Source organism: Streptomyces sp. HUAS MG56, from assembly GCF_058673395.1.
Map to the genome: position 1 here is coordinate 8,696,026 of NZ_CM178722.1, position 15,582 is coordinate 8,711,607.

Below are 15,582 nucleotides of genomic sequence, written 5' to 3' on the forward strand. Positions count from 1 at the left end.
CTTCACTTCGGTGCACGGAATCGTGCGCTCCCCGGCCGAGTTGGTCAATAGTTGAGCAGAACTGAGCATGGAGCTGAGCGGATATGACGAGTACTGTTCATGGCGTGCTGGCAGAACGACGACATCAACGCATCCTGAGCGCCCTGCGCTCCGGCGGCCCGGCCTCCGTCACCGAGCTGTCCGAGCAGCTCGGCGTCAGCCCGGCCACCGTCCGCCGCGACCTGGTCAGACTGGAGGAGGACGGCCTGCTCACCCGCGTCCACGGCGGCGCGGTCGTCGAGGAGGGCGACCAGCCCTTCGCCGAGGTCGCCGAGGTGCGGGTCGCCGAGAAGGACGCCATCGCGGCCCGCGCGGCGGCGATGATCACCGACGGCCAGTCGGTCCTGCTGGACATCGGCACCACCGCCTACCGGCTCGCCCGGCAGTTGCACGGCCGCCGCCTGACCGTCATCACCAGCAACCTCGTGGTCTACGAGGAGCTGGCCGACGACGAGGACATCGCGCTGGTGCTGCTCGGCGGCATGGTCCGCCGCGAGTACCGCTCCCTGGTCGGCTTCCTCACCGAGGACAACCTCCGCCAGCTGCACGCCGACTGGCTCTTCCTCGGCACCAGCGGGATCCGGCCCGGCGGGCAGGTGATGGACACGACCGTGGTCGAGGTGCCGGTCAAGCGAGCCATGATCGCGGCGAGTGACAAGGTCGTGCTGCTCGCGGACGCCGCCAAGTTCCCGGGCACGGGCATGGCCAGGGTGTGCGGCCCCGAGGACCTGGACGCGGTGGTGACGGACGCGTCCGTGGACCCGGCCACCCGGTCCGCCTTGCAGGAAGCCGGAGTCGAGGTGGTCGTGGCGGACGACCGGGGAAGGGTGCAGACGTGAAGCTGACGATTCTGGGCGGCGGCGGATTCCGCGTGCCGCTGGTATACGGTGCGCTGCTGGCCGACCACGCCGAAGGGCGGGTCACCGAGGTCGTCCTCCACGACCTGGACGACCGTCGACTGTATGCAGTATCCCGTGTACTGGATGAACAGGCCGCCGGGATCCCCGACGCGCCCCGGGTGAGCGCCACCACCGACCTCGACGAGGCGCTCGTCGGCGCCGACTTCGTCTTCTCCGCCATCCGCGTCGGCGGACTGGAGGGCCGGGCGAACGACGAGCGGGTCGCGCTCGCGGAGGGCGTCCTCGGCCAGGAGACCGTCGGCGCGGGCGGCATCGCCTACGGCCTGCGCACCGTCCCCGTCGCCGTCGACATCGCCCGCCGCGTGGCCCGCCTCGCCCCCGACGCCTGGGTCATCAACTTCACCAACCCGGCCGGCCTGGTCACCGAGGCCATGTCCCGCCACCTCGGCGACCGCGCCATCGGCATCTGCGACTCGCCCGTCGGCCTCGGCCGCCGCATCGCCCGCGCCCTCGGGGCCGACCCGAAGCGGGCCTTCGTCGACTACGTCGGCCTCAACCACCTCGGCTGGGTGCGCGGTCTGCGGGTCGCCGGCCGCGACGAACTCCCGCGCCTGCTCGCCGACCCCGCGCTGCTCGGCTCCTTCGAGGAGGGCAGGCTGTTCGGCACCGACTGGCTCCAGTCGCTCGGCGCGATCCCCAACGAGTACCTGCACTACTACTACTTCAACCGGGAAGCCGTACACGCCTACCAGCAGGCCGAGCGGACCCGGGGTGCCTTCCTGCGTGACCAGCAGGCCCGCTTCTACGCCGACGCCCTGCGCCCGCAGACCTCCGCGCTCACGGCCTGGGACCGCACCCGGGCCGAGCGCGAGGCCACGTACATGGCCGAGAACCGGGAGAGCGCCGGCGCGGGTGAGCGCGAGGCCGACGACCTGTCCGGCGGTTACGAGAAGGTCGCCCTCGCCCTGATGCGGGCCATCGCCCGCGACGAGCGGACCACGCTGATCCTGAACGTGCGCAACGGCACCACCCTCTCGGCGCTCGACGCCGACGCCGTCATCGAGGTCCCCTGCATGGTCGACGCGAGCGGTGCCCGCCCCGTCTCGGTCACTCCGCTGCCCGGCCATGCCACCGGCCTGGTCTGCTCGGTCAAGGCCGTCGAGCGGGAGGTGCTCGCCGCCGCCGAGTCCGGTTCCCGGCACACCGCCGTGAAGGCCTTCGCGCTGCATCCGCTGGTCGACTCGGTCACCGTCGCCCGCAGACTGGTCGAGGGCTACACCGAGGTCCATCCTGGCCTGGCGTACCTTAAGTGAGCAGAGTTAGTAAGCGCTTTCATCCCCCTTGCTCGCCTCTCCCTCCTGGAGACCGCCATGCACGACGAACGCCGCCGCATCGAGGAACGTGTCGCCCGCCTCCACGACCAGCGCATCAAGCCCGCGATCTACGCGGCCCGCGTCCCCTTCGAGGTCGCGGCCTGGCAGGCGCCCGGGGAACCGGTCCCCTTCGAGGAGGCCGCCGCCGCCCCCTACGCGCCGTTCGCCATGGACACCCCGTGGGGCCCGCCCTGGGGTACGACCTGGTTCCGGATGCGCGGCGAGGTGCCCGCCGACTGGGCCGGCCGGCGGGTCGAGTCCGTCATCGACCTCGGCTTCGTCGGCGACTGGCCCGGCAACCAGGCCGAGGCGCTCGTCCACCTCACCGACGGCACCCCGCTGAAGGCGGTCAACCCGCTCAACCAGTACGTGCCGGTCGCCCGGCCGGCCGCCGGCGGGGAAGTCGTCGAGTATCTGGTGGAGGCCGCCTCCAACCCGGACATCCTCGCGAACGAGTTCACCGCACCCACCCCGCTCGGCGACGTACGGACGGCAGGCGACCGTCCACTGTATACATTCCGCCGCGCCGACCTCGCCGTCCTCGACGAGGAGGTCTGGCACCTCGACCTCGACCTCCAGGTGCTGCGCGAACTGATGCGGGAGCTGGGCGAACACGACCCGCGCCGGCACGAGATCACCCACGCCCTCGACCGGGCCATGGACCTGCTCGACCTGGACGACGTCGCCGGCTCGGCGACCGTAGTGCGCGAAGCCCTGAAGCCGGTGCTCGCCAAGCCCGCCCACGCCAGCGCGCACATCCTGTCCGGCGTCGGCCACGCGCACATCGACTCCGCCTGGCTGTGGCCGATCCGCGAGACCAAGCGCAAGACGTCCCGCACCTTCTCCAACGTCACCGCGCTCGCCGACGAGTACGAGGAGTTCGTCTTCGCCTGCTCCCAGGCCCAGCAGTACGAATGGGTCCGGGACCACTACCCCCACGTGTGGGAGCGGATCAAGAAGTCCGTCGCCAAGGGCCAGTGGGCGCCGGTCGGCGGCATGTGGGTGGAGGCCGACGGCAACCTGCCCGGCGGCGAGGCCCTCGCCCGCCAACTCGTGCACGGCAAGCGGTTCTTCATGGACCACTTCGGCATCGAGACCAAGGGGGTCTGGCTGCCGGACTCCTTCGGTTACACCGCCGCCTACCCGCAGCTGGCCCGCCTCGCCGGCAACGACTGGTTCCTCACCCAGAAGATCTCCTGGAACCAGACCAACACCTTCCCCCACCACACCTTCTGGTGGGAGGGCATCGACGGCACCCGGATCTTCACCCACTTCCCGCCCATCGACACCTACAACGCCCGCTTCAGCGGCGAGGAACTGTCCCGGGCCGTGCGCAACTACGCCGAGAAGGGCGGCGCCACCCGCTCCCTCGCCCCCTTCGGCTGGGGCGACGGCGGCGGCGGCCCCACCCGCGAGATCATGGAACGCGCCCGCCGCCTGAAGGACCTGGAGGGCTCGGCGAAGGTCGAGATCGAGCACCCGGACGCCTTCTTCGCCAAGGCCCGCGCCGAGTATCCGAACGCACCGGTCTGGGTGGGCGAGCTGTACCTGGAGCTGCACCGCGCCACCTACACCACCCAGGCCCGCACCAAGCAGGGCAACCGCCGCAGCGAACACCTGCTGCGCGAGGCCGAGCTGTGGGCCACCACGGCCGCCCTGCACGCGCCGGACTACACCTACCCGTACGAGAAACTGGACCGGCTGTGGAAGACGGTCCTGCTGCACCAGTTCCACGACATCCTGCCCGGCTCCTCCATCACCTGGGTGCACCGCGAGGCCGAGGCCGAGTACGCCCGGGTGGCACAGGAGCTGACGGCGCTCACCGGCGAGGCCGTCGCCGCCCTGGGCACCGGTGCGCCCCGCGTCTTCAACACGAGCCCCCGCGACCGCGCCGAGGTGGTCCGCACACCGGAGGGCGCACCGGTGTACGTACAGGTGCCCGCGAACGGCTCCGCGCCCCTGGTTCCGGCCGAGCCGCCGCAGCCGGTGACGGTGAGCGGGCGGTGTATGCAGAATGGAATCGTCCGTGTACAGGTGACAGAAGACGGAACACTGTCTTCTGTATACGATCTACGATCCGACCGCGAAGTCCTCGCCGGCCCCGGCAACCTCCTCCGCCTGCACACCGACCTCCCCAACTACTGGGACGCCTGGGACATCGACAAGCACTACCGCAACCGCTACACCGACCTGCTGGAGCCCGACTCGGTCACCGTGGTCGAGCAGACCCCCTTGGTCGGCGCGATCCGTGTGGTCCGCACCTTCGGCAAGGGCTCCCGCATCACCCAGACGATCACCGTCCGCGCCGGCAGCGCCCGGATCGACATCGAGACGGACCTCGACTGGCACGAGACGGAGAAGATCCTCAAGGCGGGCTTCCCCGTCGACGTGCGCGCCGCGCACTCCAGCGCCGAGATCCAGTTCGGCCACGTCCAGCGGCCCACCCACACCAACACCACCTGGGAGGCGGCCCGCTTCGAGGTCCCCGGCCACCGCTGGGTGCACATCGCCGAGCCCGGCTACGGCGTCGCGCTCGTCAACGACTCCACCTACGGCCACGACGTCACCCGCACGGTCCGCGAGGACGGCGGCACGACCACCACCGTCGGCCTCAGCCTGGTGCGCGCCCCGCGCGTCCCCGACCCCGAGGCCGACCAGGGCCGCCACCGCTTCACCTACGCGCTGCTGCCCGGCGCGAGCATCGAGGACGCGGTCGCCGAGGGCTACGCCCTCAACCTCCCGCTGCGCGTGGCCGATTCGGCGGGCGAGCCCGAGCCCGTCGTCTCCGCCGAGGGCGAGGGCGTGACCGTCGAGGCGGTCAAGCTCGCCGACGACGGCTCCGGCGACGTGGTGGTCCGCCTCTACGAGTCCCGGGGCGGCCGCGCGAGCGGCGTCCTGCGCGCCGGGTTCCCGCTGGCCGGGGCCGAGATCACCGACCTGCTGGAACGCCCGCTCGCCACGGCCGAGACGGACGGGAACGCCGTACCGGTGCAGCTGCGCCCCTTCGAGGTGCGGACACTGCGGCTGGCCGTGAGCCGCTGAGACACGGATCCTCCCCCCCCCGCACCCCTAAGGGGTGCGGGGGGGAGGTGGGGACCGCGCGATCCACCACGAACAACCCGCACCCGGCGTCGGCCTAGAGCGGCAGCACCTCCGCCGCCGAAGCCGCCTGCACAGGCAACGGGGCCACCGGCAACACCACCTCGGCCTCCTCCGACGCCTGCCTCTGCCGCGGAAACGCTGTGGGCATCAGCGGGCGGGGTCCCGAGACCACCGTGTAGTCCTGCCCGAGGAACGGCGGCTCGATCACGCCCGGGTCCTCGCCGAGGGCCAACCGCACGGCGGCCCAGGGGGCGTTCACCCCGCACAGGGACAGCTGGTGCAGGCCCCCGGCCGGCCGCGTGTTGACGTCCAGCAGCACCGGCTCGTCGCCGTACATGCGGAACTGGATGTTGGAAAGGTGGTGCAGCCCGAAGCCCTCCGCGATCAGCCGGGCCGGGGCCAGCCAGCGCTCGTCCAGGGTGAAGCCGCGCCGACGGCCGTTCTTGGTGCGGCCCACCGCGAGCCGCACCCGGTTGTCCGGCCCGGTGAGGACGTCGACGGACACCTCGGGCTGCTCCAGCCGGGGCATCACCAGCCAGTCCACCGGCTCCTGCGCCCGCCGCAGTGCTTCGAGGACCAGGTCCAGCTGCACGTACGGGCCGGGGAAGCCCGCGAGGTGGGTCAGCGAGAACGGGGCGCGGGTGATCACCCGGAAGCCGACTCCGCCCGCACCGGCGGCAGGCTTGAAGCACGCCTTGTGCCCGGCCGACTCCAACTCCTCGACAGCGGCGAGGAGTTCGTCGGCCGTACGGGCCCGCCACCACGGCGGTACCGGGACGCCCACCGAGCGGACGGCCTCGTACGCGGTCGCCTTGTCCTCGAACACGGCCACCGCCTCCGGGGTCGGCGCCAGCAGCGCCGTGCCCGCCGCCGCGAAGTCGGCGCGGTGCGCCACGATCGCCGCCTGGTGCAGCCGGGGCACGAAGACGTCGATGCCGCGCCGGGCGCACTGGTCGAGGGCGTACTCGACGTAGGCGGCCGGGGACAGGCCCTCCGGTTCGAGGTCGGCGGTGTCAGCGGCGGCCAGCACGGGGGAGTCGGGGTCCCCGTGCGTCGCATGGATCTCCACGGCCCGGTCGCTGGGATTTCTCCGCAGCTGTTCCATGAAGAAGACGTTCTCCGCGTACGTGCGGTTGAGCCAGACGCGTACGCGAGAGAGCATGCAGGCCGCCTTTCGGGTTTCCGGGCAGGGCGGAGCGGCCCGTGCCCGGGCAGAAGGAAGGAAGGGACACCGAACAGCCCCTGCGAAAAGGGGAAGTTGGGGCGACGGTGTTGCGGCGATCATACGGCTTTCAAGCGCCCGCTCGTGCAACGCCGGGGTTACGGATTCCGGAACCCCCTAGAGCCACCCCGCCGGGCCCGTGACCCCCTTGTCCCGGATCCGGGAATGTGTTCTTGTGGTCGAGGCGGACGATGATCGGAAAGGGGCACGGGGTGGAGTCGACGGCCGGGGCCGGACAGCTGCTGGCCATCAGCGACCTGCACATCACGTATCCGGAGAACCGCGCCCTGGTCGAGCGCATGAGGCCCACGAGCGACGACGACTGGCTGATCGTCGCCGGCGACGTCGCCGAGACCGTGGCCGACATCCGCTGGGCCCTCGGCACGCTCGCGAGCCGCTTCCGCAAGGTGCTGTGGACGCCGGGCAACCACGACCTGTGGACCCACCCGAAGGACACCGTCACCCTGCGCGGCGTCGCCCGCTACGAGCACCTGGTCGCCATGTGCCGCGAGCTGGGCGTCGTCACCCCCGAGGACCCCTACCCGGTGTGGGAGGGGCCGGGCGGCCCGGCCGCCGTCGCCCCGCTGTTCCTCGGGTACGACTACTCGTTCCTGCCGGCCGGCTGTGACACCAAGGCCGAGGGCCTCGCCTACGCGCAGAGCACCGGCATCGTCTGCAACGACGAGTACCTGCTGCACCCCGACCCGTATCCGACCCGGGAGGCCTGGTGCCGGGCCCGGGTCGCCGAGACCGAGCGCAGGCTCGCCGCGCTCCCCGACGGTCTGCCCGTCGTCCCGGCCAACCACTACCCGCTGCACCGGCACCCCACCGAGGTCCTGTGGCACCCCGAGTTCGCCATGTGGTGCGGCACCACGCTGACCGCCGACTGGCACCGCCGGTTCCCGATCGCGACCATGGTCTACGGTCATCTGCACATCCCCCGCACGACCTGGCACGACGGAGTCCGCTTCGTGGAGGTCTCGGTGGGCTATCCCCGTGAGTGGCGCAAGCGTTCGGACTCCCCGGGCAGGCTGCGTCGTATCCTGCCGATGGAGGTCGAAGCCGGTGATCGAGGAGCTGCTCCCGGAGTCGGTCGTGGTCGTGGAGGCACACCGTGACGACCCGCTGTGGGACGCCCCGCTCTTTCCCGAGGAGGAGGCGCTCGTCCAGCGGGCAGTGACCAAGCGCCGCCGTGAGTTCGCCGCCGTACGCGGGTGCGCCCGGCGCGCCATGGAGAAGATCGGTGTGCCCGCGCAGCCCGTCGTCAGCGGTGAGCGGGGTGCCCCGGTCTGGCCCGCAGGCCTGATCGGCAGCATGACCCACTGCGACGGCTACTGCGCCGCCGTGCTCGCCCGCGACGGCGACCTGGCCTCCGTCGGTATCGACGCCGAGCCGCACGGGCCGCTGCCCGAGGGTGTCGGCGACTCCGTCTTCCTGCCCGCCGAGTCCGGGCGGCTCGCCCTGCTCGCCGCGCGGCGGCCCGGCGTGCACTGGGACCGGATCCTGTTCAGCGCCAAGGAGTCCGTCTACAAGGCGTGGTTCCCGCTCACGCGCCTGTGGCTGGACTTCTCCGAGGCCGACATCACCCTGCACCCGGACCCGGACGGCGGCGACCGCGGCACCCTGCACGCCGAACTCCTCGTCCCCGGCCCCCGGGTCGGCGGCCGCAGACTCCAGGCCTTCGACGGGCGGTGGGCCGTACGGGACGGGTTCGTGGCCACCTCCGTGGTCGTACCGCACGCGTGACGTCGTACCGCACCCGTGACGCCGGGGAGGCGCCCGCCCGGCCCGGTGCGCGCTCATGCGGGCGGGCACCAGTCGCGCAGCAGGCGGAAGAACTCCTGCTCGTTGCCCGTGAGGCCCGCCCGGGCCAGGGCCTGCTCGGCCTCGGCCAGCACGGCGGGCGGCACCACGGCGGGCCGGCCGCCGTCCGGCGGGCCGTCGAAGGCGGCGCGGACGGTATGCAGCAGCCGCAGGTAGGCCTGTACGGCGGTGCGCTCACGGTCGGTCAGTACGGCGGTGGGCATCGGTCGGCTCTCCCCGGATAGGCGTCGCGGTCTGCGCCCCGCGGCGGGCGCACACCACCAGCTTGCCGCCCACCACTGACAACGCCCTCCGGCTGCGCCCCGGATCGCCCGCTCGGCGCAGTCCGGACCCCGCGTTCCCCGGGACGCGGAACCTCGGTGCACCGGGCCGGCCGGGCCGAACCGGCCAGCCCGGTACGGCACTTGCCGGCGGCGCCCCGCTGCACCACGGCCCGGAGCGCGGCCTGATCCAGCCACAGCCCGCTCGCCCTACCGGACGGGCAAGGGGCCGCACGGACGTGGACCGGGCGGCCGCGGCGCAGGCTCATCTCCTCGCGCAGCCTGCGCATGTCCCTGCCGACGCCGGCAGTCCTGCCCGGTTCAGGACTCGGGCCGCTTGACGCTCTCCAGGAGCATGTCCAGCCACTCCGCGACCTTGTCCCGGTGCTGGTCCGTCGGCAACTGCGCCGCCCGCCAGGCGATTCCGCGCACCCCGTGGTCCTGGAGCAGCCGCTCCAGCGGGTCCTCGGCGGCCGAGGCGGCGGCCCGCTCCCGGTCCGCGAGCTTCGTCAGCAGCTCCTGCTCGGTGCGTTGCAGCGCACCCGCCAGCGCCTCGGGATCCTCGGCGGTCAGGAAGCCGGCGTGCACCCGGAAGAAGCGCTGGAGCGCGTCGCAGTGCTCCATGGTGGGCCGGCGGTCGCCGTTGATGAGGGCGCCGGCCTGCTGCCGGGACATGCCCGCGCCGTCGGCGATCTCCTGCTGGGTGTACTTGCGGCCGCCCGGCTTCAGCCGGGTGCGGCGCAGCAGGCCCAGCCGCTGCAAGAAGCGTGCCTGGACGTCCGGTTCGCCGGCGGGGCGTCCGCTGAGCAGGGCCCTGACCACCGGCTCGGGCACACCGCAGGCCACGGAGAGCCGTCCGACGCAGAAGACCTCGGCGTGCGGCACACCGAGTCGGTCGGCGAGCGCGGTGACGCGGGCGACGACGGCCGGCAGCTGGGCGGTCGCCGTGGCGCCCGGATCCTCGTAGCCATCCGTCACCGACAGAACTCCTACGTCTCTCGAGGGTTTCCGATGCGTCCGTGCGTCCCGGATGCGTCCGGCCTTCCCGGCTTCTCGTGAGCGGTCGCCGTGATGTTCCCGGAGAGTAGCCGGTGCCTCGAACTCACATCCAGGTGTCGCCACAACTGTGGCGAATTTCAGCCGTCAACAGGCAGGAAATGCCACGATAGTTGACATCCCACAGGACGGGGTCGCAGGATCGCAGGGGCCGCGTCAGGCCGCAGAGGCAAGAGGGGTGACCTCCCGATGGCACATCAGGCAGGAGGGCAGCGGCCGGCGCCGCGGCCCGTCCCCGATGCGTGCGACACCCAGGCGTACCTCCAGGACTACGCGGTGCTGCTGGAGTCCCTCGCCCTGCCCTCCCTGGTCGTGGACCACCGCTGGGACGTGGTCATGGCCAACGGCGCGTACGCCACGCTCTTTCGCGGAGTGCGCCCGCATCCGACGGCCATGCCCGGGGACAACTTCCTGCGGTTCGTGCTCTTCCACCCGGACGCCGCCGAGGTCCTCGGCGAGCACGAGCCGGGCTGGTGCCTGCCGATGCTGGCGCACCTGAGGACCGCGCTGGAGACGTACGGCCACGACCACGAACTCCAGGCGGTCCGCCGGGACATCGCCCAGGACCCGATCATGGAGGCCGCCTACCGGCAGGGCCTGCCGCACTGGATGCGGGCGGTCGGCGAGTCCGCCACCCGGCTCGACGGCGCCGTCCGGCTGCTGCACCACCCCGACCCGCGCCGGGGCCCCACCGAGTGCCGGGTCGTCGACGAGACCCCGCAGGCCCTGCGGGAGGTCGGCTACCGGCGCCTGACGATGGTCCTGCGCGACGCCCGCCGCCCCGCGGCCCCCGTGCGCCGCCCGCGCCGCGCACGCGGTACGGCGGCCCACCTCACGGTCGTACCCCCGCCCCAGGACTGCCCCGGCACCGCCGGCGTTCAGGTCACCGGCGGCGCCGGGTCGGGGCCAGTCTGCTGACGCCGACGGGCAGGACGACGACGTTCTTGACGGCCCCGCCGAGTTCGCAGCTCGATGACGTCGCTGTTCCTGTGCGGTTTCACAGATCCAGTACCAGGCGGGTGCCCCGGCACCGGGACACACAGATCATCATCGTGTCACCGGCCGCCCGTTCCTCCTCGCCGAGGACCGAGTCCCGGTGATCGGGGGTGCCCTCCAGCACATCCGTCTCGCAGGTACCGCAGGTCCCTTCGGTGCAGGAGTACAGCACCTCGACCCCGGCGGCCCGCACCGTGTCCAGCACCGACGCCTCCGGGGGCACCGTGAGGGCACGGCCGCTGCGCGCGAGCACCACCTCGAACTCCGCCGCGGCGTCCGCCTGCCGGGCCGTGGCGGCCCGGAAGCGCTCGACCCTCAGCCGCCCGGCCGGGCAGCGGGCCTCGACGGCGTCCAGGAGCGGTCCCGGGCCGCAGCAGTACACCAGGGTGTCGTCGCGGACCCGGGCCTCGGACAGGACCGGGGCCAGGTCGAGCAGGCCCGTCTCGTCCTGCGGGGCGAGGGTCACCCGCTCGCCGTAGCGGGCGAGTTCCGCGGTGAAGGCCATGGAGGCGCGGGTCCGGCCGCCGTACAGCAGCGACCACTCGGCGCCCGCCGCCTCGGCCGCGGCGAGCATGGGCAGGATCGGGGTGATGCCGACGCCGCCCGCGACGAACCGGTAGCGGGGGGATGGTTCCAGCCGGAAGTGGTTGCGCGGCCCGCGCACCCGGACCGTGCCGCCCGTGTCCAACTCGTCGTGCACGCGGGCGGATCCGCCCCGGCCGTCTGGCTCGCGCAGCACCGCGATCCGCCACGCGGAGCGGTCCGCCGGGTCCGAGCACAGCGAGTACTGCCGTTCCAGCTCCGGGCCGAGCAGCAGGTCCACATGGGCGCCGGGCTCCCAGGCGGGCAGGTGCCGCCCGAGCGGGTGCCGCAGGGTCAGCGACAGCACCCCGTCCGCCGCGAACTCCCGCTGCGTCACGACGAGTTCGTACTCGGTCACCGTACGTCCTTCCGGAATGCGTGCCCCTCGGGGTGCGCCGGCGTCCACCGCCGCATCACCGGACCTTCTCCGACGGTGTGGCGCCCTCCTCGGCCAGCCGGGCGAGGATGCGGCGGGCGGCAAGACCGCCGGCGTCGATGTTGACGCTCAGCTCCTGGCCGCCGGCACGTTCCGAACTCAGCGTCCGCTGAAGGAGGTTGAGGGCGTCCACGTCCTGCATCACCACGGTGTGGTTGTTGGTGCGCAGGAACTCGCTCACCTCGGGGTCGTCGGTCGCCCAGTTCCGGGAGACCGCCCAGAAGTCGTACACCGCGCCGTCCGTGGACGGGGTGATGGCGTAGGTGATCTCGGTGCGGAAGCCGTGCGGGTCGCTGCCGTCCGGCCCGGGTGCGGCACCGACCGGCGCGATGCTGCTGTGCAGCAGATACAGGCAGGGCGCGTGGTACTCGATGTCCTGCCGGCGGCTGATGCGGCCCGTGAGGCCGGTGGAGCGGGAGTAGAACGACGGGCATTCGGCGTCGTCCATGTGCCGGCTGACCCGGACGATGCCCGCGGCCTCGTCGACCTCGGTGGTGATGGGTGTCTCGGCGACCTCCGGGGTGCCGATGTAGCCGCCGTGCAGATAGGTCTCGTGGGAGAGGTCGAGGAGGTTGTCGACGAGCAGGCCGTAGTCCGCGTCGATCGGTTCCATGCCCCGGACGGTGACCCAGCCGGGGGAGTCGAGGTGCCGGGCCCGCGGCACGGCTCGGGGGTCGGCGAGTGCCGGGTCGCCGATCCACACCCAGACCAGGGAGTCCTGCTCCACCACCGGGTAGGAGGCGACGCGGGCGGTGCGCGGAACGCGTTTCTGGCCCGGCACGTACACACAGGTGCCGGTGCGGTCGTAGGTGAAGCCGTGGTAGCCGCAGACGATCCGGTCGCCGTCCAGACCGCTCTCGGAGAGCGGGTAGCGGCGGTGGACGCAGCGGTCGTGCAGGGCGACCGGGCCGCCGTCCTCCTCGGCGCGGTAGAGGACGAGCGGCTCGCCGAGGACGGTCCGGCCGAGCAACTCGCGCCCGACCTCGTGGCCGTGGGCGGCGACGTACCACTGGTTCCTTGCGAAGGCGGTTACATGGGGCATCGAGCCGGCTCCCGTCTGTCGTCGTGACGGCATCGTCGAGGAGCGTCTCCCGGGGCCGCAACGCTCCTTCCGTCTGACGGAAACACCCTGCGTCGTGGCGGTGCCCGCACCGCCCGTGCCGCCTGTCACATCGCGTACGCTGGGCGGCAGTACGAGGGTTGGGTGTGGCTGAGTGAGTGTGGGGGGTTGTGGATGGCTGTCGGTCGGGTGATCCGCTTCGACGGGATGCGCGGGTACGGCTTCATCGCGCCGGAGCAGGGCGGAGAAGACGTTTTCCTGCATGTGAACGACTTGCTGATTCCCGAGTCGTCCGTGCGCTCGGGGCTGGCGGTGGAATTCGAGATCGAGAACGGCGGACGCGGGCTGAAGGCGTCTTCCGTCCGGCTCGCACAGGAGCAGGGGGCCCCGCCGGCGCAGCCGGCCGAGAGCGCCGCCGGGACTCCAGCGGCTCCAGCCGTTTCCGCCGTTTCCGCGGCTCCGGCGGGTTCCGGGGCTGCCGGGGAGGGGCAGGAGCCGATGTGCGACGTGCTGGGCTCGGCCGAGTACACGCGCGAGGTGACGGAGCTGCTGCTGACCTCCGTCCCCGATCTGACGGGGCAGCAGATCATCGCCGTGCGACGGCAGTTGGCCCTGTTCGCCCGGCGGCACGGCTGGATCGAGGACTGACAGGACACCCCTGTCCCACGATGCGGGGCGCTCCCGCACGTGCGCACATCATGTGAGGAGAAGCGACGCAATGACCACCGAGACGCTGGAGTTCCAGGCCGAAGCGCGCCAGCTCCTGCAGTTGATGGTCCATTCGATCTACTCGAACAAGGACATCTTCCTGCGGGAACTCATCTCCAACGCCTCCGACGCCCTGGACAAGCGCCGCCTGGCCGGCCTCACCGACGACCGCCTGCGGGTCGAGGACCCGCACATCGCCGTCGAGGCCGACAAGGACGCCCGCACGCTGACCGTGCGTGACAACGGCATCGGCATGACCCGCGACGACGTCGTCGGACTCATCGGCACCATCGCCCGCTCCGGTACGGCCGAGACGCTGCGCCGGATGAAGGAGAAGGCGAAGGAGAAGGAGAGCGGGAACGGGAAGAGCGCCGAATCGGCCGAACTGATCGGCCAGTTCGGTGTCGGCTTCTACTCCGTCTTCATGGTGGCCGACAAGGTCACCCTGCTCACCCGCAGGGCCGGTGAGGAGACCGGCGTGCGCTGGGAGTCGGACGGCGGCGGCACCTACACCATCGAGACCGTCGAGGACGCCCCGGAGGGCACGGCGGTCACCGTGCACCTGCGCCCGGCGGACGAGGAGGACGCCCTCCACGACTACGTCGACGAGTGGAAGATCCGGGAGATCGTCAAGCGGTACTCGGACTTCATCGCCTTCCCGATCCGGATGGGCGACGACACCCTCAACTCGATGAAGGCCCTGTGGGCGCGGCCGCGCTCCGAGGTCGCGGACGAGGAGTACCGGGAGTTCTACCGGCACATCAGCCACGACTGGACCGACCCGCTGGAGACGATCCGGATGCGGGCGGAGGGCACGTTCGAGTACGAGGCGCTGCTGTTCCTTCCCGCACGCGCCCCGCACGACCTGTTCCAGCGCGACGCCCGCCACGGCATCCAGCTGTACGTCAAGCGCGTGTTCATCATGGACGACACCCGTGAACTCCTGCCGTCCCACCTGCGGTTCGTCAAGGGCGTCGTGGACGCGGCCGACCTGTCGCTGAACATCTCCCGCGAGATCCTCCAGCAGGACCGGCACATCCAGCTGATCCGGCGCCGCCTCGCCAAGAAGGTCCTGTCCACCGTCAAGGACCTCATGACGAACGACGCCGACAAGTACCGTACGTTCTGGCGGGAGTTCGGCCCCGCGGTCAAGGAGGGGCTGCTCGACGCGAGCGAGGACCATCAGGCCATCCTCGACATCGCCTCGTTCGCCTCCACCGCCGGCGACGAGCCCACGAGTCTCGCCGACTACGTCTCCCGGATGAAGGACGGCCAGGACAAGCTCTACTTCATGACCGGCGAGAGCCGCGCCCAGGTCGAGAACTCCCCGCACCTGGAGGCGTTCAAGGCCAAGGAGTACGAGGTCCTGCTGCTCACCGACCCGGTGGACGAGATCTGGGTGGACGCGGTGCGCGCCTACGACGGCAAGGAGTTCCAGTCCGTGGCGCGCGGCGCCGTCGACCTGCCCGCGGGTGAGGACGAGGAGCTGTCCGAGGAGAAGTCCGGCACCTACGCAAGCCTGCTGACCTGGCTGGGTGAGACGCTGGACGACGTCAAGGACGTACGGCTCACCACTCGCCTGACCAGCTCGCCGGCCTGCCTGGTCAGCGATGCCGACGGCATCTCGCCGGCGCTGGAGAAGATGTACAAGGCGATGGGCCAGGAACTCCCGCCGGTCAAGCGGATCCTGGAGCTGAATCCCGGGCATCCGCTGGTCAGCGGGTTGCGGGCGGCGCACGAGGAGCGCGCCGACGCCCCGGAGCTGACCGAGACGGCCGAGCTGCTGTACGGCACCGCGCTGCTCGCGGAGGGCGGGGACCTGGCCGACCCGGCGCGCTTCGCGAAGCTGCTCGCCGACCGCCTCGCCCGGTCGATCTGACCGATATGTCCGAGTAGTTCGGCATTGTCCGCCGGTCATGGTCCCAGCCGACCATGACCGGCGGAGCACCTCCCAGACCGCCGACTTTCACATGGGCGCCATCAGACCCTTCCCTGACGTTTGTTGCTCTTGGAACACTCGCTCCGCGCAGATTCCGTCATTCGCGCGACAGCATGACGACCACG

13 protein-coding genes are annotated in these 15,582 nt (G+C 71.7%); 8 read left to right on the top strand and 5 right to left on the bottom strand.

All coding sequences use genetic code 11. From position 1 onward, the window contains the following. The first annotated feature begins 104 nt into the window (after positions 1-104). Genes AC4OXY_RS40205 through AC4OXY_RS40215 form a run of 3 tightly spaced genes read left to right on the top strand, consistent with a single transcriptional unit; the run spans position 105 to position 5,314 of the window. Positions 105-878 carry a DeoR/GlpR family DNA-binding transcription regulator gene (locus tag AC4OXY_RS40205; protein WP_376290644.1) on the top strand — a complete coding sequence of 258 codons (774 nt, stop codon included), beginning with the start codon at positions 105-107 and terminating at the stop codon, positions 876-878. Further along, complete coding sequence (locus tag AC4OXY_RS40210) at positions 875-2,212, top strand: 6-phospho-beta-glucosidase (protein WP_491992193.1); 1,338 nt, start codon at positions 875-877, stop codon at positions 2,210-2,212. The genes AC4OXY_RS40205 and AC4OXY_RS40210 overlap by 4 nt, the downstream gene beginning before the upstream one ends. Before the next feature lie 57 nt (positions 2,213-2,269). Further along, entirely contained in the window at positions 2,270-5,314 is a 3,045-nt protein-coding gene (locus tag AC4OXY_RS40215; protein WP_491992194.1) for an alpha-mannosidase, read from the top strand. 94 nt (positions 5,315-5,408) lie between these two features. Here the strand turns inward: AC4OXY_RS40215 and AC4OXY_RS40220 are convergent, their stop codons facing one another. Continuing rightward, on the bottom strand, positions 5,409-6,536 hold the full coding sequence (locus AC4OXY_RS40220) for an ATP-grasp domain-containing protein (protein ID WP_356025479.1): 1,128 nt from the start codon (positions 6,534-6,536) through the stop codon (positions 5,409-5,411). A 272-nt stretch (positions 6,537-6,808) separates the two neighbouring features. Between AC4OXY_RS40220 and AC4OXY_RS40225 the strand changes: the two genes are divergently transcribed. Together AC4OXY_RS40225 and AC4OXY_RS40230 are read left to right on the top strand one after the other, a co-directional pair. Next, a complete protein-coding gene (locus tag AC4OXY_RS40225; RefSeq protein ID WP_491992195.1) occupies positions 6,809-7,714 on the top strand; it encodes a metallophosphoesterase family protein in 906 nt (301 codons plus the stop codon). Next, positions 7,662-8,342 (top strand): 4'-phosphopantetheinyl transferase family protein, encoded by a 681-nt coding sequence (locus tag AC4OXY_RS40230; protein ID WP_491992196.1) that lies wholly within the window; start codon positions 7,662-7,664, stop codon positions 8,340-8,342. The genes AC4OXY_RS40225 and AC4OXY_RS40230 overlap by 53 nt, the downstream gene beginning before the upstream one ends. 53 nt (positions 8,343-8,395) lie before the next feature. Here the strand turns inward: AC4OXY_RS40230 and AC4OXY_RS40235 are convergent, their stop codons facing one another. Both AC4OXY_RS40235 and AC4OXY_RS40240 read right to left on the bottom strand, forming a co-directional pair. Next, positions 8,396-8,623 carry a hypothetical protein gene (locus tag AC4OXY_RS40235; protein ID WP_362823538.1) on the bottom strand — a complete coding sequence of 76 codons (228 nt, stop codon included), beginning with the start codon at positions 8,621-8,623 and terminating at the stop codon, positions 8,396-8,398. Positions 8,624-9,001: 378 nt separating this feature from the next. Continuing rightward, positions 9,002-9,658, bottom strand: coding sequence for a helix-turn-helix domain-containing protein (locus AC4OXY_RS40240; RefSeq protein ID WP_356025473.1), 657 nt, complete (start codon positions 9,656-9,658; stop codon positions 9,002-9,004). 267 nt (positions 9,659-9,925) lie between these two features. On the opposite strand from AC4OXY_RS40240, the gene AC4OXY_RS40245 reads away from it, so the two are divergent. Next, entirely contained in the window at positions 9,926-10,654 is a 729-nt protein-coding gene (locus AC4OXY_RS40245; protein WP_491992197.1) for an MmyB family transcriptional regulator, read from the top strand. Positions 10,655-10,733: 79 nt separating this feature from the next. Here AC4OXY_RS40245 and AC4OXY_RS40250 read toward each other — a convergent pair whose 3' ends face one another. Both AC4OXY_RS40250 and AC4OXY_RS40255 read right to left on the bottom strand, forming a co-directional pair. Beyond that, a complete protein-coding gene (locus tag AC4OXY_RS40250; protein ID WP_491992198.1) occupies positions 10,734-11,672 on the bottom strand; it encodes a PDR/VanB family oxidoreductase in 939 nt (312 codons plus the stop codon). 55 nt (positions 11,673-11,727) lie between these two features. Then, positions 11,728-12,792: a Rieske 2Fe-2S domain-containing protein gene (locus AC4OXY_RS40255; RefSeq protein WP_491992199.1), complete on the bottom strand. Its 1,065-nt coding sequence runs from the start codon at positions 12,790-12,792 to the stop codon at positions 11,728-11,730. 192 nt (positions 12,793-12,984) lie between these two features. Here AC4OXY_RS40255 and AC4OXY_RS40260 point away from each other — a divergent pair, with 192 nt between their 5' ends. Both AC4OXY_RS40260 and htpG read left to right on the top strand, forming a co-directional pair. Then, positions 12,985-13,458: a cold-shock protein gene (locus tag AC4OXY_RS40260; protein WP_491994718.1), complete on the top strand. Its 474-nt coding sequence runs from the start codon at positions 12,985-12,987 to the stop codon at positions 13,456-13,458. A 70-nt stretch (positions 13,459-13,528) separates the two neighbouring features. Next, positions 13,529-15,397 (top strand): molecular chaperone HtpG, encoded by a 1,869-nt coding sequence (gene htpG, locus AC4OXY_RS40265; protein WP_491992200.1) that lies wholly within the window; start codon positions 13,529-13,531, stop codon positions 15,395-15,397. Positions 15,398-15,582: the final 185 nt, after the last annotated feature.